Source organism: Alloactinosynnema sp. L-07 (assembly GCF_900070365.1).
GTDB lineage: Bacteria > Actinomycetota > Actinomycetes > Mycobacteriales > Pseudonocardiaceae > Actinokineospora.
Window position 1 is genome coordinate 2,079,333 of the sequence record NZ_LN850107.1, and the last position, 20,958, is coordinate 2,100,290.

The 20,958-nt window shown below is 69.8% G+C and carries 18 protein-coding genes; 2 read left to right on the forward strand and 16 right to left on the reverse strand.

Annotated features, from left to right (window positions below):
* The first annotated feature begins 2 nt into the window (after positions 1 to 2).
* Entirely contained in the window at positions 3 to 305 is a 303-nt protein-coding gene (locus BN1701_RS34120) for a hypothetical protein (protein WP_054047417.1), read from the forward strand.
* A 57-nt stretch (positions 306 to 362) separates the two neighbouring features.
* Here the strand turns inward: BN1701_RS34120 and BN1701_RS09315 are convergent, their stop codons facing one another.
* The 16 genes from BN1701_RS09315 to BN1701_RS09390 form a co-directional block, all read right to left on the reverse strand.
* Entirely contained in the window at positions 363 to 1,061 is a 699-nt protein-coding gene (locus tag BN1701_RS09315; RefSeq protein ID WP_157367872.1) for a hypothetical protein, read from the reverse strand.
* 28 nt (positions 1,062 to 1,089) lie between these two features.
* On the reverse strand, positions 1,090 to 2,169 hold the full coding sequence (locus BN1701_RS09320; protein WP_054047422.1) for a DUF3558 domain-containing protein: 1,080 nt from the start codon (positions 2,167 to 2,169) through the stop codon (positions 1,090 to 1,092).
* A gap of 138 nt (positions 2,170 to 2,307) precedes the next feature.
* Complete coding sequence (locus BN1701_RS09325; protein ID WP_054047424.1) at positions 2,308 to 3,051, reverse strand: hypothetical protein; 744 nt, start codon at positions 3,049 to 3,051, stop codon at positions 2,308 to 2,310.
* Positions 3,052 to 3,098: 47 nt separating this feature from the next.
* Complete coding sequence (locus tag BN1701_RS09330; protein WP_197672069.1) at positions 3,099 to 4,106, reverse strand: L,D-transpeptidase; 1,008 nt, start codon at positions 4,104 to 4,106, stop codon at positions 3,099 to 3,101.
* Positions 4,107 to 4,233: 127 nt separating this feature from the next.
* Complete coding sequence (locus tag BN1701_RS09335; RefSeq protein WP_231949549.1) at positions 4,234 to 6,144, reverse strand: protease pro-enzyme activation domain-containing protein; 1,911 nt, start codon at positions 6,142 to 6,144, stop codon at positions 4,234 to 4,236.
* 410 nt (positions 6,145 to 6,554) lie between these two features.
* A complete protein-coding gene (locus BN1701_RS09340; RefSeq protein WP_054047426.1) occupies positions 6,555 to 8,261 on the reverse strand; it encodes an MFS transporter in 1,707 nt (568 codons plus the stop codon).
* 27 nt (positions 8,262 to 8,288) lie between these two features.
* Complete coding sequence (locus tag BN1701_RS09345) at positions 8,289 to 9,002, reverse strand: L,D-transpeptidase (RefSeq protein ID WP_054047427.1); 714 nt, start codon at positions 9,000 to 9,002, stop codon at positions 8,289 to 8,291.
* Positions 8,999 to 9,814, reverse strand: a complete 816-nt coding sequence (locus tag BN1701_RS09350) for a hypothetical protein (RefSeq protein WP_054047429.1) — start codon at positions 9,812 to 9,814, stop codon at positions 8,999 to 9,001. The genes BN1701_RS09345 and BN1701_RS09350 overlap by 4 nt, the downstream gene beginning before the upstream one ends.
* Positions 9,811 to 10,287: a hypothetical protein gene (locus BN1701_RS09355; protein WP_054047431.1), complete on the reverse strand. Its 477-nt coding sequence runs from the start codon at positions 10,285 to 10,287 to the stop codon at positions 9,811 to 9,813. The genes BN1701_RS09350 and BN1701_RS09355 overlap by 4 nt, the downstream gene beginning before the upstream one ends.
* Positions 10,288 to 10,556: 269 nt before the next feature.
* Positions 10,557 to 11,030 carry a hypothetical protein gene (locus BN1701_RS09360; RefSeq protein ID WP_054047433.1) on the reverse strand — a complete coding sequence of 158 codons (474 nt, stop codon included), beginning with the start codon at positions 11,028 to 11,030 and terminating at the stop codon, positions 10,557 to 10,559.
* 171 nt (positions 11,031 to 11,201) lie between these two features.
* Positions 11,202 to 11,387: a hypothetical protein gene (locus BN1701_RS35400; RefSeq protein WP_157367873.1), complete on the reverse strand. Its 186-nt coding sequence runs from the start codon at positions 11,385 to 11,387 to the stop codon at positions 11,202 to 11,204.
* A gap of 1,194 nt (positions 11,388 to 12,581) precedes the next feature.
* Complete coding sequence (locus BN1701_RS09370) at positions 12,582 to 15,050, reverse strand: LuxR C-terminal-related transcriptional regulator (protein WP_054047438.1); 2,469 nt, start codon at positions 15,048 to 15,050, stop codon at positions 12,582 to 12,584.
* Positions 15,051 to 15,588: 538 nt separating this feature from the next.
* A complete protein-coding gene (locus tag BN1701_RS09375; RefSeq protein ID WP_082859746.1) occupies positions 15,589 to 16,431 on the reverse strand; it encodes an oxygenase MpaB family protein in 843 nt (280 codons plus the stop codon).
* A complete protein-coding gene (locus BN1701_RS09380) occupies positions 16,431 to 17,720 on the reverse strand; it encodes an MAB_1171c family putative transporter (protein ID WP_054047442.1) in 1,290 nt (429 codons plus the stop codon). Before BN1701_RS09380 ends, BN1701_RS09375 begins: the two co-directional genes overlap by 1 nt.
* A complete protein-coding gene (locus BN1701_RS09385; protein WP_054047445.1) occupies positions 17,717 to 18,295 on the reverse strand; it encodes a hypothetical protein in 579 nt (192 codons plus the stop codon). Before BN1701_RS09385 ends, BN1701_RS09380 begins: the two co-directional genes overlap by 4 nt.
* 129 nt (positions 18,296 to 18,424) lie before the next feature.
* Positions 18,425 to 18,982 carry a helix-turn-helix transcriptional regulator gene (locus BN1701_RS09390; RefSeq protein WP_054047447.1) on the reverse strand — a complete coding sequence of 186 codons (558 nt, stop codon included), beginning with the start codon at positions 18,980 to 18,982 and terminating at the stop codon, positions 18,425 to 18,427.
* A gap of 240 nt (positions 18,983 to 19,222) precedes the next feature.
* On the opposite strand from BN1701_RS09390, the gene BN1701_RS09395 reads away from it, so the two are divergent.
* A complete protein-coding gene (locus tag BN1701_RS09395) occupies positions 19,223 to 20,428 on the forward strand; it encodes an MFS transporter (RefSeq protein ID WP_054047449.1) in 1,206 nt (401 codons plus the stop codon).
* The last annotated feature ends 530 nt before the right edge of the window (positions 20,429 to 20,958 follow it).

Sequence of the window (20,958 nt, forward strand, 5' to 3'; positions counted from 1 at the left end):
CCGTGGCGACGCTGGTCGGTGCGGCGTACGTCGCTGCTGAGCTGTCCGGTGGCGGGGGAGCGGGCGGTACGGTCGATGGCGCGTCCACGCCCGTCGCGGGCGTGTACGGCGTCACCGTCGGCAGCACCACCCCGGTCCCACGACCACTCGACGGCACGGGCACCGACCTCGCCGCGCCCGATCGCCCATCAGTCCCGCCAACGGCAGGGCGCACCGAGCACGCCGCAAGTGCGGCGGCGAGCACCGCCGCGCCGGTCAGGACGGACAGGCGCGGCATCATCGGACGTGCCGACCGCTCGTGGTAAGCCCGACGGGTCCGGTCACGGCCACCGACGCGACGCTCGCCGCGGCCCGGGGCGTGGTCACTTCGACCTCGTCGTGATGGCGCCCATCAGGGCGTCGACCACCGCGCACGCGTCGGTGCCGAACCTGCTGTTGGTCACCGCCACCCCGCCCACGCCGGATCCCAACGTGGCCAGCCCGATGCACCCCTTACCCGTCTTCGGGTCGTCAGGCATCCGGTGGATCAGGCCCGACTTGCCGGTCCAGGTCTTGGCCTCGGACCCTTTGCGCTTGGCCGGGTCGGCTTCGAGTTTGGTGCCCCACACGACACTGACCATGAAGTAACTGCCCTGCGCCCCTGTCCGGTCGCCGTTGCTGTCGAGGGTGATCGCTCCGCTGTTGTCGAAAAGGCACCGCACGTCGAACGGGTCGTCTTTCTCCGGGGCACGCAGCTGAGGCGGATGCGGCTTGCCGTCGGTGGGCCGCACCTCGCCCGGGAAGTCGGCCCACGTGATCGTCGTGCACGGATCGAACGGTGCACCCACTTCGGTGGCGTCCTTGGGCTTGTTGAGGTCACCGAGCTTGATCGTTCCCTCACCTCGCCCGGCGCGGCGCTGTTCAAGGCCGGGATCCGTCTGCGGTTCACTGTTCTCCGCAGTGACCCCCGCGCCGACCGGCCCAGTCGCGTTGTCGTTCGAGTCGCCGCATGCCGAGACGCCCAGCACGACGACCGTGGTGACGAGAAGTCCGGCCAACTGTCCTTTTCGGATCATATTCATGTCGTTCCCCCTTTGATGTGGCTGGATGTCAGCGCATCGCGCTCAGCAGGATTTCCGCGGCCTTCGTGGCGACGTCGCAGGTCTGGGCGCGTGCCTTGACGACCTGGAAGGACTTCTGCGCGTCGGGCTTGGCCTGATCGGCCACCAGCACGACCTGCTCGTCGGCGATCACCGTCAAGGAGCACGTCGGCTTCTTGTTCACCACGAACTCCTTGGCCACGCCCGGCTTTCCGTTGACGGTCACCGCGCGGTAGTCCGTGCCCATCGAGCCTCCGAGCAGGCCCCGAGGGTCGGTTTCGACCGCGACCTCGGCGCTCACCATCGCCGAGACGTTCGACTTCCCGCCGGTCGATGGAACGGTCGTGCAGGTGAACGGGTCGGTGAACAGCGAGTGGACCGGCGCCCCGAGGACCGCGGCGAGCGCGTCCTGGCCCGCGCACGGGTCGACGTCGGCGACCCGCAAAGTCGGACTGGTGACCTTGTCGGCGCGGATCGCGGGCTGCTTCCAGTACCGCCCGACCTCGGCGAGGTACTCCGTTGCCACCTGGCACGGTGTCTTGGGCTGCGGATCGGCGGCTCCGCGGCGCACCTGCAGCTCGACGCCGGTCTCCTCACCCAACCTCATGACGTAGCTGCACGAGCGGTCCGAGCTGCCCGACCCCGCCGGTTCGGCCAGCTTGTAGAAGCGAATGTCGCCGATCTGCTCCTCGACGGCGGCCTTCTTGCGGCGCTCGTCGAAGGTCACGCCCACGCGGGCGATCAGCGTCCAGACGGGCAACTCTCGCGGGCTCGGCACCAAGTCCAGATCGCAGGCGCCGAGGCTGATGCCCGGCATGATCTCGTCGGGCTGCATGCCGGTGACCTTCGCCGCCGCGTCCAGCGAGTGCAGCGCGCACGGGTCGACCTTGCGCATCACCGTGTAGGCCGCGGCCATCGAGTCCTGTCCAGGCGCTGCGTTCGCCGCCCCGGTCTTCGGCGCGGACTTCGCCGCCGACGTCGCCGCGGCACTTGCCGATGCGGCTGCGTCGCGCACCTGGGCCTCGGCCTGCGGCGCGCCCTTCACGGTGTCCGCGCAGCCCGCCAGCGTCAGCAGCAGCAGCGCTGCCATGGCGCCCCACCTGCCGCCCGTGTGTCCCGTAGTCGTGTGCACTGTGTCCCCCTTGTGGACCTGCTTCTGGTTGTCGATGAAGGTGGGCGGCCCGCCCCTGTCGGATGCGGGGCGGGCCTGCCCAGATCGGTCGCCGGGTCAGCCGGTCACCGGGTGATGCCCTGGCTTGAGCTGCGGCTTGGGCGCCGGCTTCACCGGCTTGTCGGCCGGCTCCTCCGTCAGCGTGATCGTCGGCCCACCGATGTCGGTCGGCCTCTGCGTAGGTGTGGCCGTGGGCTCCTGTGTGCCGGTGGGCACCGGGGTCGCCGTGGCTGTCGGCTCCTGCGTGCCCGTGGGCACGGGAGTCGCCGTGGGTTCCTGGGTCGGTGGCGGCGTGGTGCTGCCCTTGCCGCACGTGACGACCGCGACCGTGATCGTCTGCACCGGCTTGTCGCCGGCGCCGAGGATCTGGATGGTTGCGCCCGCTCCGCCGCCGAAAGACACCTTCAGCTTCGCGTCGGTGGGCGCGTTGCCCCCGTGGGAGAAGGTGGTCACACCGTCGACGCACTTCGCCGCCACCGATCCGATGGCCTTACCGCCCACGGTGACGTTGCCGACGGTGGCCTCGGCCGTGCCTGCTCCGGCCTTCACGGTGATCCCGCTGGCGCTCCAGCCCATGCCGGACACCGAGCCCGACGCGGTCTGCACCGCGGCGTTGCTGCTGACCGAGGGCTGCGCGGACTTCGGCTCCACCCCGCTGGCGGACACGCCATAGGCGGTGGATGCGGCGGTCTGGGCGTCGGCGGGCGTACTCGCGAGCACCATGGTGAGCGCTCCCGCGGTGAGCGCGCCGACGCCGATGCCCGCCAGAACGGTGCGTGGATGGGTAGTAGTGCGGACCACTGGTCCCCCTTGGTGTGGTGTGGCCCATCGGGCCGATGACGGGAACTTCACTTGATCAACACCGCCGTCCCGAGTGGGACTTCGGCGAGGACTTGCAGCGCCTCCGGCGGAACTCGGACGCAGCCGTCTGAACTGGCCTTTCCGTAGACATCCGCCGACGGCCAGGTGTGCACGCCGACGGTCCCGGGACCGCCGCCGTAGTTCTCATAGGTGTCCGAGTGCGAACCCAAGGGCAGCACGATCGGGGAGAAGGTGGGATTGGTGTCGCTGATCGCCGCGAGCAGGAAGGTCCGCCCGCCTGGAGTGGCCGAGCCGGGCTTGCCCACGCCGATCGTCCAGCGGCGAGGCTCGCTTCCCTCGGTGGTGAGTGTGAGCTCGAACCGGGCCCGGTCGACGGTGATCACGCTGGGCGTGGCCGCGACCGTGATCGCCGGATCGTCGATGTAGAGCCAGCCGACCGACCCGTTGGGCCGCGACGGGAGCGCGACAAGTGCCCAACCGGGCCGCTCCTGCAGGATCGGCAGCCACGTGTCGCTGAGCACCTGGTTCGGCGCGATCCCGATCGGCTGGTGCGCGGGCACGGCCGCGATCGGCGCGTCCCCGGGCCCGGCGAACGCGGCCACGGCGACGGTCGGATGCGCGACGCGCCCGACCGGCATCTGCGCGGGCGCGGGATCGCGCGGTGCGCCCGGCGTGACACCGAAGGTGGTCGCCTGCGGAAGCCGGGCGAGATCCTCACCAGTCACCGGCCGGGGCGCGATGACCGGCGCACCCTGCCGCGCGTCGCCGACGTGCACCGCGGTCGGCCCATCAACGGCCGGGGGCATCTCGACCGCGGTGGACCGCGAGGGCCTGTTGATCAGCGCGAACACGAGCACAGTGACCGCGACGACGGCCAACCCTCCGACCATCACCAGCACGGACGGGCGGCGCCGCACCGCGGGCGGCTGCTCGATAGAGGGCCGCTCTCCCGAAGGGGTGGTCGGGCCGATGCCTGCGCCACGCTGCGCCTCGCCCTGATCGGTCGGGGTGAGGCGGCCGTCGTCGACGATCACTGGGCACCTCCTTTCTTCTGGATGGGGGGTTTGAGCAGGTGGTGCTCGCCGTTCGCCCCCGAGCGGCGGTGAGCACCACCTGCGGACCTGGGCGGTCCTGGTCAGTCCCGTGTGGCCTGCCGGGCCGCTACTTGCCGAGCGCTGTGAGGAACCCGGCGTTCGGAGTGCCGACGCCGGTGACGGTGTCCCAGCCCGGAGCGCTCTGCAGCGACTGCGGCTTGGAGTCGAACGCCGCCAGGTAGCTGCCCTGCGTCGTGGGGACGGTGACCTTGCCGTAGCCGACCATGTACGGCGACCAGACACCGGCCGCAACAGGCTTGACGTCGGTGACGGCGGCCTTTCCGGCGAGTTGGTAGATCGCCGCGTTCAGGAAGCCCATCCGCGCCACACCCTGGGACTGCTGGGCGTTGGCGACCAGCGCGGCCACGATCGGCGCCGCCGCGGACGTGCCGCCCGAGGCGTACTCGACATAGCCGTGCCCGCTGTCGGTGTAGCCCACGGCGAAGCCGGTGTAGGCGTCGGCCAGGGCGCTGATGTCCGGGGTGGCGCGCTTGCCCGCAGCGATCCCGTCGGGGACCACGCCCTTCTGGTAGTCGGGCTGGTCGAACAGCAGGCTGCGGCCGCCGCCGGCGCCGCCGGCGAAGCGGCCGTCGGCGTCGGCCTGCGCCGTCCAGTTGGTGCCGGACTGGGTGAAGCCGGAGATCTCCCACCCGGCCTGGAAGCGCACCTTGTTGTCGGCCCCGAGCGCCACGGACGTACCCCCGACCGCGGTGACCCACGGGTGGCTGGCCGGGAAGTCCGCCTCGACCTTGCCGATCGAGGAGCCACCGGAGTTGTCGCCCGCGTCGCCGGAGCTGACGGTGATGGCCTGTCCCTGGATGGCCGCCTGCAGCGCGATGGAGTCCATCTGTTGGCGGTTCGCGGCGGGCACCGCGGACTCACCGGCGTAGCCCCAGGAGTTGCTGATCACCGAGGCCTTGTTCTCCTGCACGGCCTTGTTCAGCGCGTCGAGCAGCGTGTAGCAGGAGGATGCGCCGTAGTAGACGATCTTCGCGGCCGGCGCGATCGTGTGGATGGCCTGCACGTCGAGCGCCTGCTCCCCGGCCCAACTCTCCGGCGCGCACCGGTCCTGGTTGTCGTAGGAGGGCGGCAGCACCGCGCTGTACTGCCCGGCCGCGAGCTGCGGGGACCCGAAGCTCGCCGCCGCGCGGTTCGTGTCGCCGACGATCGCGGTGTGGTTGTAGGCGCCGACGATCGCGACCGTCGACCCGCTACCGCTGTTGGCGCTGTTCAGGCCGTAGATCGAGCGCATCTGGGCGGTGTTGTAGCCGCAGAGCACGTTCGATTGGTTTCCCGCGGCGAACCGCTGCGGTACCCCGGTGTTGTTGGCCTCGCCCCAATACCGCGCGCAGGACTGGGCATCGCCCGGGGCGGCAGGTGCCACGCCGACGCGGGTGCCCTGAGGCGAGCGCATCGCGACCTGCTTCGGGGCGATCGTCAGCTCGCTGTCGTCGAGGCCGAGCACGGCCTGCACCGACCCGCGAAGGTGGCGCGGCACCGACACCGCCTGGTCGGGAGCGGTCAGCACGAGCGCGCCCCTCTTACTGGTGTGCTGATACTTCGACAGCCGCACCTTGAACGCCGCCTGCAGCGTCGACACCGCCGCCTCGGCGGTGATGAAGTGCCGGTTCGCCGAGACGCCCGTGACCTTCAGCCCCTGGCCACGCAGCCACTTCGCGACCCTGTCGACGGTGGCAGGGTCGGCCGCGAACCGGTCGACGAACTGCGCAGAGCTCAGGAACCGGCCGTGCGCTGGACTTCCCGGCGTCGTGACAGCCCGCGCCAGGGCCTCGGCACCGCGCGGATCCTTCAACGACAAGGCCACCTGAATCTGCCGCACCTCGCCGCCGTCGACCTCGCCCACCTTGGCCGACGGTGTCGCCCAGTCCGGCGCACTGCCCTCGATCGCGGTGGCGTCGTTGGCCAGCGCCGCCGGAGTCGCCTGCGCCGCAGTCGCTCCGCCGATGCCGGCCAACACCGCACAACCTGCGAGCAACGCGGCCGCACGGGATGGTGGTCGTACTGCCATGAAAAGCCCCCGATTCATTGCTTACCGGATGCATCGGACCGTCCGGCGAGTCGAGCGTTCTCGCGCCGCATTTGATAAGCGCAGCGACAATGCAGAGCAGGCGCGCGAAGCGCCACTTCCGCTAATTCCCCTGCGGGACGTCGATGCGTCCTCCGATGTCGCCAGCGTCCCCTTGCTGGCTGTCGACCTGCGGACCTCCGCCTGTCGAGTCCACTGTGCAATGCGACAAACGCCGTTGTCAACCATTCTTCCGCATTTCTGAGAACCGATTTCTCTATGGAATTTCGGGCACGACAAAGCCCCGGATCTCCACGAGAAATCCGGCTGAAAGAACGGGATGTCAGCGCGACTTTCGACTATTAGCCGACCATGGTTGTCACCTCTTCAGCGACAAACGCGCGACCGGAGCTGCACACCGAAGCCCCCGCTTCAGGCACGTATCCGGTGATGGTGACGCGTTGCACGTTCGGCTGCCTGCCCGCCGCGACGCGCTGCCGGTTGTCGGTGACGGCCGCGCCAGTCAGCTGGAAGTTCTGCCCCGACGCGGTTTCCAGATGAACACAGCCTGGGCGGGAGCCCGTCCACGTCACCGTCCCCGCCACGGTGACCTGTGGCCCGCGCTGATCCGGTGGCGGCATGGCCACCGACGTCTCCACGGTCGGGCTCGACAACGGGTCGGGCGGCGGGTTGTCGCCGCAACCGGCCGACAACGTCATCGCGAGCAGGGACCCTACTCCGATGAGTCGACGAGGCGCGGATCGGCGGGCTCGCTGAGGCCTCCGCAGCGTCACCGACATTCCCGTGATCTGCTGGCCTTCGCGGTGGTCGCTCGCTCGGCCGCGGGCTTTCCGCGGCCGTGATCGGCGTGGCTTCGAGCGGTCGATCAACGCGGCTGCGGCGACGGCGAGGACAGCGGCCACCGTGGTCAACGCCCCAGGGCCGGACCGCACAAGGACGACCCCGCCGAGCAGGGACCCCAGGCCCATTCCCAGATATATGGCGCTTCCGGCCAAGGCAAGCAGCAACGCCGCCCCTCCGGCCGGGGCGATCCTGTCGAGCCACGCGTTGAGAGCCGGTGTCGTCGCCCAAGCGGCGGCTCCCCACACGGCCACGACGGCAGGGCCACTGATCGGGCCGGCCGCCGCCGGCACCGCGAGCAGTGCGCCCGCAGCGGTCAGCGTGGCCGCGTACAAGGTGGGGCGGGGCCCGATCCAGTCGACGAGGCGCCCGCCGCCGAGGGTTCCGACCGCGGCCCCGGCTCCGTAGGCCGCCAGGTACAGCGACGTCGGCCCACTCCAGTCGGGCCCGCCGACGACCACCGCCAGGTACGGGTAGACGACCCCACTGGAGACCCAGGCCAGCAGCCCGCCGCCGAGCACGCCGAGCACCCCGGGCCGGGCGGCCACGCCGATCCGCGCGCGCAGCGACACCGGGGGAGGGGCGGGCAGAGTCGGCGCGGTGAGGATGACCGCGACGGCCGCGCCCACGCACACCGCGGCCACAGCCCACAACGCGAGGCGATACCCGGCCCAGTAGGCGATGGCCGCCGCGCCGGGCACCCCGACGAGCAAACCGACGGTCAGCCCGCACAGCACCGCGGCCATCGCGCGAGCACGTCGACGTGGCGGGGTCGCGGCCGCGGCGATGCCGACCGCGACAGCCGTGGTCATCGCCGCGCCGAGCGCGGTCACCACCCGCCCCGCCACCAGCGCCAGGTACGTGGGCGCGACCGCGGCCACCGCATTGCCGATCGCGGTCACCTGCAGGCACACCACGAGCAGCCTGCGCCGTTCCCACCGGCCGGTCGCCACCGCCAGCAACGGCGCCGACACCGCGCACACCAACGCGAAGATCGTCGCAAGCTGCCCGATGAGCATGGCCCCGGTGTGGAGCTCGGCGGCCATGATCGGCAGCAAACCGGCCACCGCATGCCCGCTGGTGCCGACTGCGCAGGTGGCCAAGGCCAGTCCCCATAACCTGCGTGTTCGTGGCGGCGTCGACACCGTCACCACCGCGGTGACCTCCTGCGGCGTCCACCGTGGCATTTCGGCTCGCGTGACGTACATGCCTTGTCCCCCTGGGAATCTGAGCAGTCAGTGAATGAGCACTGGTGTGCCGGGCGGTGCCGCTGAGGTCAGGACGGTCATGGCCGCGGCGGGCACGATGACCGATCCGTCGGTGGCCGGAGGGTGATGCTCGACGCCCGGCCACGCGTGGACTCCGACCGCGTCCAGCCCGGCGCCATGGCGCAGGTGCGTGGGTGCGTGCGCGGCGAGGACCAACGCCAGGTCCACCACGCCGCGCGCGGGCTCGACCGGTCCAAGGATGAAGGTGCGACCGCAGGGAGTCGGGCGACCGGGCTTGCCGACCCCAGCCACCCAGGTCCGCCTGTCGCCGAGTCGCTGCAAGGTCACCAGCCGAGTCCGGGTGTCGACGACCAGAAGGGTGTGGTGGTGAACCTGCTCGACCCGATCGTCCGTCCGCACCCATCCCACGACGCCGTCGGGGCGACACGGCAGCAGCACCAGCACCCATCCCGGACACCTGTCGACCACGGGCACCCACAACGGCAAACCCGGGGCGGCCCAAACCGGCAACACGGCCACCGGAGCCACCCGAGGGTCGGGGACAGGGCGGATCGGCACCGGCACCAGCGGCCGCAGCCGCACCAGCAGCGGCTGCCCGTGCGGGTCCTGGTCGCGGCCCAGTCGGTCGACGCGCGCGCAGTGATCAGCGATCGGCAACACCGGCCGCGACCCGCCGAGGTCCAATGGCGACAGTGTCGTCGATGCCGCCGCGACGCTCATGCCACCTCACCCGCCGCCGAATCCAGCGGGGGCGTGGCCCGCGCGGCCGCTTGGGCGCGGGCCAACTCGCCCATGTACTCCGCGACGCGCACCAGGTGCGGCTCGGCCGGCTGGGCCTGCTCGACGCGACCGAGCAGGGCGCCGACGTTCAGGTACATGTGATCCACCGGGCTCAACCGCCCGCCGCCACGAAGTTTGTTCAGGGCCCGGCCATAGCGGTCGGGCAGAAGCACCCGCACACGATGACGACCGGGTCGCCCTTCCGGGGTATGCAGCCAGACCAGCTCGGTGATCAGCAGGCTCGGCGCCAGCACCCGCGCCAGGAAATCCTCGGGATCGCCGCGATGGTCCCGGATGTGGTCGCGGATGCCGTCCATGGCCCGCACGACCCCGGAGATCTCCTCATAGGTGCCGCTTGAGTTCCACGGTCGCAGGCCGGCCTCCCACGCAACGGCCTCGATGCGGGTGGCGTCCGGCAGCGGGGCGCCGAGGTAGGCCGCGCCCGCGAGATCGGCGAACAACGTCCACCACATCGAGAAGTTGCCGGCGATCCCGTCATCGACCGGGCCGTGTCCGGCGGGCAGACCCATGGAGGTCACGGTGGGGCGGAGTTCGTCGGCGCCGAGGACTGCCCAGTCCGGGCGGATTCCGTTGTCGCGCAGATAAAGCAGAACCCACCACAGGCTCTGGGCCTGGACCCACTGGCGGCCCTGTGCCACCTGGTAGGTGTCACGAAACAGCGGGATCACTCGGTGGGCCTTGCCCAGCTCGTCGTCGCCCAGTCGGGCTTGTCCGGTGCGGCCCTCGGTCATCGCTGCCACCTCAGCGCCATGGCGGTGGCGGGGTCGACGGCGTGTGGGTGCGCAGTGTCGGCCGGGAGCCGGTCCACGATCGTCGGACCGCTCGGGCGCGGGTCTCGGCGCCGCGCGCGGCGTGCCAGCGGGAAGACGCGGCACAGCGCCACCAGCGCCCACACCGCTTCCACCAGCAGAAACACCCAATCACGCTCCGCTGCGGCGGCGACGGCCAAGCCGGCGGCGCCGGCGGCGTTCGCGCTCATGCACATCAGCGCGCCCCCCGGCGTGGCCACGGCGGCGGCGATGCGGGCGGCGACACCACCGGCGACGCGAGCGACAGACCGAGTAGCCGCCCGACCGATGATCCGGATGGTGATGCGACCGGCGAGGCTGCTGCCGGCGTCAGCCACTGGAGCTGCGATGGTGGTGGCGCCGAACGCGCTGAGTAGCAGCGTCCCGCCCGCCACCTCGATGACAGTGATCAACATGCGGTTCCCCTCGTAGGAATTCGTTGTGTGGAACAGGAAGCGGCCCGCCGGTCCCGTCGACCGGCGGGCCGTTTCCTTGTCCGCATGTGTTGCTTGGTTGGCGGGACGCCCGCCCTCAGGGGGGAGTTGGGCGGGCGTCCCGGGAGTGCGAAGGGGCAGCACGTTCGGCCGTCCCTCGCACGGGCTGATGAGGTGACCGCCGGGTTGCCCGGCAGGTCGGTAGATGCACTGGGACTGAGTGGGTTCCGGGTCCGCAGCGCGGTGGTGTCCTACCTGCAGGCAGTCGGCCGGAGGTGGGGGTAGTTGTACAACCTGAGCCACAAGCTGCTGGTCCAACCCATCGCGTATGGGTAGGGCCGGGCCACCAGGTACCAGGTCCATCCGTCGCTGCCGGTGGTGGAGCACAGCACGCTGACTTGCTGTCCCTTGAACAGGTATGCGACGAGTGAGCCGTTGACTGGGCTCGTGCGAATCCGAACGTAGTTGCCCGTCGAGTAGCCCGCGGCGGGTAGGTATCCGGCGGCCGCGGCTCGCACACCGGCGGCGCCCGAGATCGACGCCAGAGACGCCGAGTAGGCGTAGCCGGCGGTGGCACCGACCGGCGTCGCGACGTTGTTGTCGGTGGTGGAGACGCTGATCGTGGCGCCGGCCGGGGAGGCGGCGACCATCTGGGCCGAGGCCGGGACCGCAGCGGCCACGGCGGCGGTGACCGCGAGAGCGACGGCGAGGATTGCTTTACGCATAACAGATTTTCCCCCTTGGATGTGTGGATCGGCTCTCGTGGCCGCCGGTGCCCCGGGGAAGTGGGGCACCGGCGGCCACGACGAGCCACCGATCACGATGTGATCGGCGTCGGACGCGGCCGGCCTTGTTCAGGCGCGCACCGACAGGTCAGGACTGCGTGATCGGGCCGATCACGGCCACGGGTCCTGGATTGCGGGCCCGACCGGGGCCTGCCCTTCGCTGTGGCCGTACTTGTAGGCGTAGCCGTAGCCGTGGGTTGTGCTCGGCGCGTCCGCCGAGATCGCGGCGAGGGCCGGAGTGGCGGCGCCCAGCGCAGCCGCGACCGCGAGAGCGCCGACGATGATCGCTTTTCGCATGGTGGAGATCCCTTCTTCGGGGTGCGTGCCGGCCCCGGCCGCGGCCGGCACCCGGAGGTGGTCGGGTGCCGGCCGCTCATTGGGGCCCGCCGACCACAGGTTGTGGCCGGCGTTCATGGGGCAGACCGCGATGGGTCGCCGGGGTCAGGTCCGCGCAGGACTCGATGCGCGGACCGAGTGGTCAGTGCTGATCCGCCACAGGTGGTTGGTCGACGTCGCCGACGGCGCCCAGGTCCCACCCGCTCATGACCGTGGCGGCATCGGAGTCGAGTCGGGCATTGCTCATCGTGTTCCCCCCGGAACGGTGAAGGCTGGCCGCCGTGACCTGCCCGGTTGTGGTGCCGGAGGGCCGGCGCGGGACTTGCCCCGCACCGCGCCGGCCTTCGGCTCCCCCTCGTACGCCCTGGGCTCCGCCCCCCGCAGTGCCCAAGGTGTCCACCGAGTCGCCGTCTATCTGGCGTGGTGAGTCACACCAACCGACGCGATTTACTTCCCGGTGTGACGAGGGATTTCCGCTCGCCCTGCACGGTTGTCCCGGTTCGAGCGGCTGAGATCAACGCTAGGCGCGGCAGCATTGGCTGTGAACTCGTGCTTCCACCTGTATTTCCCGACCGGTCCACACTTGCCCCCGGTGATTCCACTGGGGGGGCGTTGGGCGGCACCATTCGACGAATCGGAACCCGGTCGAACCACACCACCCGCAGTCGATCGTGGCTGCCAGTAGTCGGCACCACGCAGCCGCTGTGAGTCTTTGACCTGGGAGTTTGATGCCTGGGTGCAGAAGGTCGTGTCGATTCCCGATGTACCAAGGGTGGAACCCCGTGGCGTTGACGGATACCCCGTGGTACTCGGGACGGTACCCCCGTGGTCGCACCCGGGCGCCTGGCGCCATGAGAGGCCCGCGCGGCGGCGCGGGAATTTCTAGCGCGGACGGTTCGCGCGCGGACCGAAGGAGACCACGTGCCCTTCGGCACGCGCACGCAGTCCGGACCCTGCAGTCGGTGACGGCCGGGGCGTCGCGGGTTCGGGATCTGGGCCCGAGTCACACATGGATGCCATCAGCTACGCCGATGCCGCGCGCCGATTGCTCAACATCGTCGCCGCGATCCGCGGCTCAGAGCGAGCAGTCCTCACGCGTTGACGCGGGCCAGCGTGCAGTCCGGTGCGGTCCGCGTGAGGCCTGCCCAGGGAGCCCTACCTGCGGTCGGCGACGCAGGTCAGATGCCAATGCGCCAGGCCTGCCCTGTTTGCCGCGCCGACCTTGGCCAGGGCGTTGCTGACATGCCATTCCACGGTGCGTTCAGACACGACGAGCTCCGCGGCGATCTGCCTGTTGGAGTATCCGCGCGCCACGAGCGCGACGACCTGCGACTCCCGTGCGGTCAACCCACTTAGGCGCTGGTCTTCCGCCACCTCGGCATCGGTCGAAGTCGGGTCTGGTGTGTCCAAGGTGGACAGCGCGAGGGTGACCACATCCTTGCGGCACAATGCTTCCCCGGCCTCAACCCGCGTGGCGTACCCGTTCTCGCCCAGCGCCCTGAGCACCGCAGACCTCGCGGTGATCTCCACCCTCGAGAACGGGCCGATGCCGCTGACACTGACTCCGACGTGGCGCTGCAGTCCGCGCACGGCGCCGATCAGTGTCGCGGCTGCGGAATGGTCGCCTCGACCAGCGGCGACCATGGCCGCCAACCAGGTCGTCCAGGTCATGCCGCTGAAGTCGCCGAGGTCGTCATGGATCAGCAAAGCGCGGTGGAGCACCCGCGCGGCTTGGTCGATGTCGCCGTGTTGGTGCTCCGACAGCGCCAATGCCCACAACGCCCAGCTCACAGCCCACTCCGCGCCGGCCGCTTCGGCGTCGGCGAGGACGTCGCGGGCCCTGTCGATGGCCCTGGCGTCGCCGTGGAATCCGTCTGCGATGGTGGCGAACAGCCTGCACCGTGCCGCGTCGCTGCGCTCACCCTCGGCGGTGGCCGCGTCCACGGCTTGGTCGAGCACACGGACGCTCTGGGCCCACGTGTCCCGATCCGGGCTCAGCGCCATGCCCACGCCGGTCACGAACAACATCGTGGACTGCGTCGGCCCGCCCAACGCCTCGGCGTGGCCGAGGGCATCGACGAGCATCGACAGCCCGGACCCGGTGTCGCCCTGGCTGAACGCGGCGAATGCCTCCAACGCGGTCGCCGTGACCATCAACGGCGTCGGCGGCCCAGTTGGTTGTCGGCTGCGGGCCTGGGCCAACGCGCGCCGACTGGTGGCCAGCAGCGACCCGTACATGTGCACCCGGGACCGCGCGAGGTCCACCGCGAGCGCCAGGCCGCGATCGCTTTCGTCGGGCCGGTCGAGGAAGTAGTTGATGGACTCGGTGATGCTCGATATCGACCCGGTCAGCGCTCGCAGCAGTTCGACCTCTTCCGGGCCGAACCAGTCCGTCGCGGTGTATCGCGCCAGGAATGCGAAGTATTCCGCGTGCGCGCGGCGCACGCGGTCGCGGTCGATCCCGGTTGGATCGAGGTGACGACCGTAGCGGCGCAGGGAGTCCAGCATGCGAAACCAGGTGTCGCCCCAGGGCTGGGAGATCGTGGTCAGGATCGAGGTGTCCAGCAGCCGGGCCAACCCGTCGAGGGCGTCGGATTCTGCGATGCCCAGTTGGGCGCACAGATCGACGGCCAGGCGCGGGCAGAAGTCCCCGTGGAATTCGGCCAGCACGGCCCACATGACCCGCTCGTGCTCGCTGGCCAGCGAGTACGACCAGTCCATCGTGGCGCGCAGGGTCCTGTGGTGGCTCTGCTCGGCGTGCGGATCCTCGCCCACCTGGTCCAGCGACGCGCGCACGGCCTCGACGACCGCGCCAAGGTCACGCACACGAAGCCTGCCCACCACCAACTCGATGGCCAGGGGCAGCCCATCTACAAGTGCACACAGCCTCGCGGCGTCAGGGTCGTCCGGCGACACCGTCACCTGCGCCGCGGCAGCGCGCGCCACCAGTAGCCGTACGGCCTCACTGGGGCGTCCGTCGGCCGGGACCTGGTTCAGCGGCGGCACGTCGACCCGGTGCTCGCCTTGCAACCCCAGCGTGGCCCGGCTGGTCGCCAGGACACGCAGCCGGGGCGCGGCTCGCAGCAGCGCCCGCAGTATGGGAACCAACAGCGACAACGCATGCTCGCAGTTGTCGATCACCAGGAGCAGGTCCCGGCCGCGTAGGTGCTCGATCAGCCGTGTGTGCGGCGTGTCCGGCGAGTTGTCCAGGATTCCGACCGCGGTCAGCAGCCGCGAGTAGAGCTGGGCGTGATCATCTCCGGGGACATCGGCGAGTTCGGCCACCGCGACCCCGTGTGCGAAACGCTGCGACGCCTCGGCCCACGCGGCCGCCCGCATACCCGCGCGGGTCTTGCCCACACCACCAGGGCCTGTCAACGTCACCAGCCGGTGCTCGGACCCCAGCAGGCGTCCGATCTCCTCCAGCAGGGAAGCACGCCCGATGAACGTGTCCATGTAGGACGGAACGCCCACTCCTGGCGCCGGATCATGCCCGGCGCAGTCGGTGTTGGGACCCCGCACCTCATGTCCCCGCCCGGCCACCGCCCACGGTGCCAGCGTCATGGCTGCGGGCACGAACCCACCGTCGCGCGCCGACGTCTCCGACTCGCTCACCACCGCCATGGCCCTTACCCCCAACTCCTCGCGCGTCGCGGCTACGCCATCGAGGTGATCACTCGATGTAGCCGCCGATGGACCAGAGACCCGTGCTGACGAGTGATCAAACGAGCCCTCAGAGGCTCAAAACTCGAAACCCGCTACACGTTGTCACCAAATCCGACCCTACCGGGTCCTGCAAGGTCTAAACTGTCGCTCTATGTAACAACAAGTCCTTTCCTGACATTCGTCTGATCTGTCACCCGATTGGAGTAGCAACGGTGAGGTGCCTGACTACGCTGGGTGCTTGGCCGGGTGAGAACCGCTGGGCCGTGAGGATTTGACGAAACGCGCACGGGCGGGAGGATTGCGGAGATGCCCAGACCAACCGCTACGCGGGTGAACGCTCGCAGTGGACAGCGGAGGGTGGGTCGTCGGCGATTTGGGGGCTGGCGGTCAATCCGGCGGCTTCACGTGGTCGGAACTGAGCCGCGCACGCCCCTACGCCCAGCGAGCTGGACTCGCCCGCCGTCCGGAATTCCGACGGCGGGCGAGATCCGGCGGTTCAGGACTGCGGCGGGCCCAGCTGTTCCAAGCTGTATCCGTCCGGGTAGCCGGGGGTCACCCCGTCCGGGGTGAAGCCGGAGTTGGTGGGGGCCTTGTGCCACCGAAGGATCCTGGCGCGAACCTTGAAGATCAGGCGGATCAGCCCGCGGGCAGGGGCCGACGGACCGTTGACGCCAAGTGCGTGCCGTAGCGCGTCGTCGAGTAGCGCGTTGCCGAAGGTGATGCCTAGGAAGGCCAGCCGCGGGGGGAACCTGTTGGTGAACAGCTTGTGGCTGGCGTGAAGCAGTCGCTGGCCGTGCTCGTTCGGGGCCAGGTGGATGCTCTCGTAGCGGTCGAACCACTGCTCGAAGGCCTCGAAGGTCGCGGGGATGTCGGTGATCCCCATCCGCCCGCCCATCTCGGCGTAGAAGCGGTGGGCCGCAGCGGTTTCCGTCGCGGTGGGTTGGCGCCAGCCGTAATTACGCAGCCAGCGCATCCAGGGAATGAGGAAGACCCCGAGCACGTAGAGGAACTGATCGTTGGTGATGTCCCAGCGGCTGTGCATCGCGTTCATCGCGTTCAGCACGCGCTGCGAACGAGGGTGGTCGAAGCCGTGCTCGATGATCTCGAAGACCATGAGGCCGGTGTCCTCGCCCCGTTTGATCGGACGTGCGGCGATCTCGCCGCTGCCGCCGAGCACCGCAGCGATGCCGGGAATGGCGTAGGTGCGATAGAAGGCCATCTGTAGCGACAGCGCGGTGTCGAAGGTGAAGTCGTGCAGCGCGGTGTAGCGGATGATCTTCTCGTAGTCGACGTCTGGGTCGAGGGTTTCGATGAGCTTCACGTAATGCCTGCGGTCCATCACACTGCTTCGATCTCGGGGCCAACGGCCTGGGCGGTGAACAGGTGGTTCAGGTCTCCGGCGCGGTATGCGCCATACACGGTGCGGACGACTGGGCAGGTCTCGACTGCGGCGGCGATCTTGCGCCACCAGGAGATCTCCTCGGCCAGTCGCCCGCCGGGCATCCGGACCGCTGCTGCGCCCTGGGTGACCGCGCACGGCCACCTGTCAAGCCCGACGAGCATGATGACGGCGGCCACTGCGGCCGCGGCGCGGTCGTCGGAGTACCCGGCCCTTGTCGCGGTCCGGTACGCGTGGGCGGAGATTGGGTGGGTCGGTGGCAGCGCCGCGCGGATGAGCCGGTGGCCGTCCCAGATCTCGGTCACGCACCTCAGCAGCCTGTGTCCGACGTCGGTGAACACAAGGACGTCGGGGAGGTACTTGGGCAATGGCTGCAGGCCGACCTGCGGCATCGCGGCGCGGACCCGCCACCACAGCGGGTAGAGGGCGCGACGAGCGCGGTAGTGCTCCCACCACAGCCGGAAGGGTCCGATCGGGCGCCTGCCGACCCGAGCGCCGTAGGCGGCCAAGGCCAGGCCGATCATGCAAAGGCCCGCACCGATCGGCATGGACCAGCCCTCGACCGCCGCGTGCGGCCAGGGCAGTGTCAGGCCGATCAACTGGAGGGTCTGGTAGACGATCTTGTGTCCGGCGAAGATCACGCCGAAACACATCCCCACGGCGATGAGATACAGGGCGGCGCGCAACCAGGGCACGTGCCGCGAGCGGCGTGCCCACCGTGTCGACAGCACCAGCACCGAGACCTCGGCGGCGGCGAGGTAGAGGCCGAATATGAGGAACGCGAGGCTGGCCATTGGGTCGGCTGGTCCGCCGATCTCGTTGCGGCCGCCGGGGCCGTAGACGAAGTCGATCGAGGCGGGCACGGCCGCGAAGAAGCCGACCATCGTCGCGGCGACCGCGATCGCGATCACGGTGTGCAAGCGGCGGCTGCGGCGCACCACGGCCAGATCAGGCTGGATCGAGTACTCGAAGAATGCGAGCGTGAAGAGCCCGGTGCCGATCACGAGGGTGTGCTGTACCGGCCACACGAGGTTGAAGCCCGCCGAGCTGTTGATCGCCGGGTGCACGGCGGGCAGGCCGACAGCCAGTGCGCTCAGCAGCAGCAACGTCGACAGCAGCAGCGAGCGCATCGCGGGGCTGCCGCCGCCACGGACCACCAGCCGGAGCTTGGTCCCCGTCGCCACCACACCAGCCAAGACCGCGCCGAACATCAGCGTGTTGCTGTTCACGATGTGCTGTCCAGGTGCGGGTGCTCGCCGAGGACCTCGGCGAGCCGATCGACGACCTGCCGGTCTGCCGGGGCGAGGTCCGGTTCCTCCCGGATCATCACGTCGCGGCCTGCGACCCGCTGCAGCAGCACTGTCCCGAACTGTTCGGCCTCCTCCTCCAGATCCGGTTGGTCGCTGAAGGCGTCGCGACAGAGCACCGGTCCCAGCTGGGCGCGGACCATCTCGGGGTCGAGGTCGGGGAACAGGATGTCCAACAGCAGCTGGGCCGAGTTGCTCAGCTCGCCGCGGGCTCGGTGACCGAGCAGCAAATGCCCGAGCTCGTGCATACACACCACGCGGCTGTAGGAAGCGGCCACGGTGTCGTCGTAGAAGATGTAGTCGCAGTGCGGCAGCGAGATCAGAAGGCCGGTCGCCGGAGCGACTTGCCCCTCGCTCAGGTACTCGCTCATGGGGACCAGGCGCAACGGCCTACCGCGATGGGCGGCGAGCCGGTCGACGAAGTCGCACAGGTCGAACGGTGTGTCCGGGTCTAGCGGGACGTCAGCGAGCAGACGGTCGACGGCCTCGGTGGCCACACGACGCGCCTTTCGACTGGATGTCCGGCCGTCCCAGGTCACCTTTCCCGCTCCCGCGCCAGCGCCGAACCTGAGCCCCGACGGGCGGCGGCGACGTGACCGCACGCTATCCGACGGCTGCTCCCTGTGTCACTCGTTCGGTCCAAAGTCATCGGCGCCGTCCGGAACCGACTGCTGCTCCAGTTTCAGGACAGTCTCGATCATGTTGTTGACCGCCTCGATGCCGGCTGGCGTCTTGATCAGTGACATGCGCTCGGCGACCTGGAAGACGCCCCCATCCTGGAACTTGCGCAGCTTCTGCAGCTGCTCCTCGACTCTGGCCACCATCGGGTCGTCATCGCCGACCGTCAAGTATCCCTCGCTGACGCCGAAGACCTTCTCGATCTTCCGACATTCCACGATGCCCGGGTTCGTCCGCGTTCCATTGCGCCAGTAGTTGATATAGGCCGCAGTCCGCCCTATCTCGGCCGCGACGTCAACGCTGGTGTAGGGACGGGTTGTGGTCGTGCCGTCCGCGGCCGTCTCAGCCTTCCGGCCCAGACGGAACAGCGTCTGGAGGCGTTGGCTGAACGAGGCGTTGACCTCAGCCTCCCCCCAGTCGGCAGATTGACCGGACGCCGAGTCGTCACCTGCGTCAGGCGCGGCGTCGTGCTCGTCGTCCGCGGCGGAGCGGTGGTCGTCGTCCATGGAACCCCCTTGCCACTTCACCCACGCAACTGAGTTTCCCCGCATGGCCATTCTGAAGCAATGTCAGTTTTGTTGATGCCACGTACCCCTACCTGGTGACCCACCGCTAGGTCTTTAGGCCATTCGAGTGGATCACGCTGGGCTTCTGCCCCGACACAGGCAACTGACATACGCTCGGTGCCATCGATCTGACGCACATCAGTTGTCTGCGCAGGTAGAGGGTTCATCGGGGGGAACGGCATGGGGGAAGGGCGGCGCGCGGACCGTTTCGGGCGGGAGTTTCGCGTACTGGCGATCAGCGAAGGCGTGTCGACTCTGGGCGATCAACTCGCCCTGGTCGCCGTCGCCGTTCGAGTGTTCGACACTACCGGCTCCGCGGCTGCGGCCGCGCTGACTTTGGCCGCGACGTTCCTCCCGGACCTCGTCGCGGGACCACTGCTCGCTCCGCTGGTGGACCGTCGCCCGCGGCGGACCGTGATGGCAGTCTGCGCCGCGCTGCAAGCCGTGTGCGCCGCGGCGCTGGCGATCCCGGGGATGCCCGTTCCCGTTGTGCTGGCCTGCGTGGTCGCGATCGCGATGGTGGCGGCCCCCTACAAGGCAGCCCAAGGTGTCACGGCGCGCGAGGTCGTACCGGAGGGCCCCGCCCGGGACAAGGTCCAGGCCGTGATGACCACGATCCGCGAAGTCGGGCAGCTCGCGGGCTTGGCGGCCTCGGCTGTGGCCGTGGCCTACATCGGCACCACAGCCGCCCTACTGATCAACGCCGGCACCTACGTCGTCGTCGCGGTACTCGTCCGGCTTGGCCTGACCCGTCAACCCCCGGTAGCGGCGGCGGCGAGAGACGCCCGGCGCGGGTTCGGCCTGGTCTGGAACAACCCACGACTGCGCGCGGCCACTCTGGTCATCCTGGTCGGCACGGTGGCGATCCTCCCCGAGGCCGTGATCGTGCCGCTCACCCACGAGATGCACGCGCCGTCGTGGATGGCCGGGCTATTCCTCGCCGCTGATGTCGTGGGCATCCTGGTCGGCACCACCGCACTGACCCTGCGCCGAGTTGACCACCAAGTGCGGGTCGCGCTGGTCGGCCCGATGCTCGTCTGCGCGGTGGCGCCACTGCTGGTGTTCGCCACGCACCCAGGCCCGATCGTTGTGGTCGTTGCGATGTTCGCCTCCGGCGTGGGCGCGGCCTACCTGCCCACGGTGGTCACGGTGGCCCTCAACCTTGCTCCCGAGGGCACCAGCGGACGTGTCTGGGGCTGGATGCGCACCGGGCTGCGGGCAGGCCAAGGCGTCGGCATCCTCGCCGGGGGCCTGCTGGCCGACCTGCTCGGGTCGCCGTCGACGGCGGTCGCCGTCATCGGCGTGCTGGGATCCCTCGCGGCGGTCGCGTGCGCCGCCGCGTGGGCGCGGACGATCAGCAGAGCGCCATCGGGGGCTGCCGCGTGATCATCATCAGTTCACATGTCGCGGTTGCGCACGGATTTCCTCCATCGCTGGGCGGGGACTGCGCTCGGTGCCGCGGGGACGTTGACGGCGGCGGGGCCGGGCTCACATGTCGCGGTTGCGCACGACGACCTCATCTCGACGCTCGGGTGACGGCCCCGGAAGGGCCCGGGAAAGCGGGGCCGGGCTCACATGTCGCGGTTGCGCACGACGACCTCATCTCGACTTTGTGGTGGCGGCCGCGATCGCGCGGCGCAGGGACACAGGGGGAAGACCGCCGAATCGGGGTCACATGTCGCGGTTGCGCATCGTGGGCTCTCCTTTCCGCGAGGAGACCGACGAACCGCCGCGATGAGGCGGTCGAACGACGCTGCGTGACCAGTGACGCCCACCGATACCAGCCGAACGACTACACACAGCGACCAGCGTCGAGCATCGCGAACTCACCTCCGCAGTGCTCGTCAAGGTGCACCGATCCCGGCGAGGGCCCGATCGGCCCTCACCGCGAACCCAGGGGGGTACATGGGCATGCG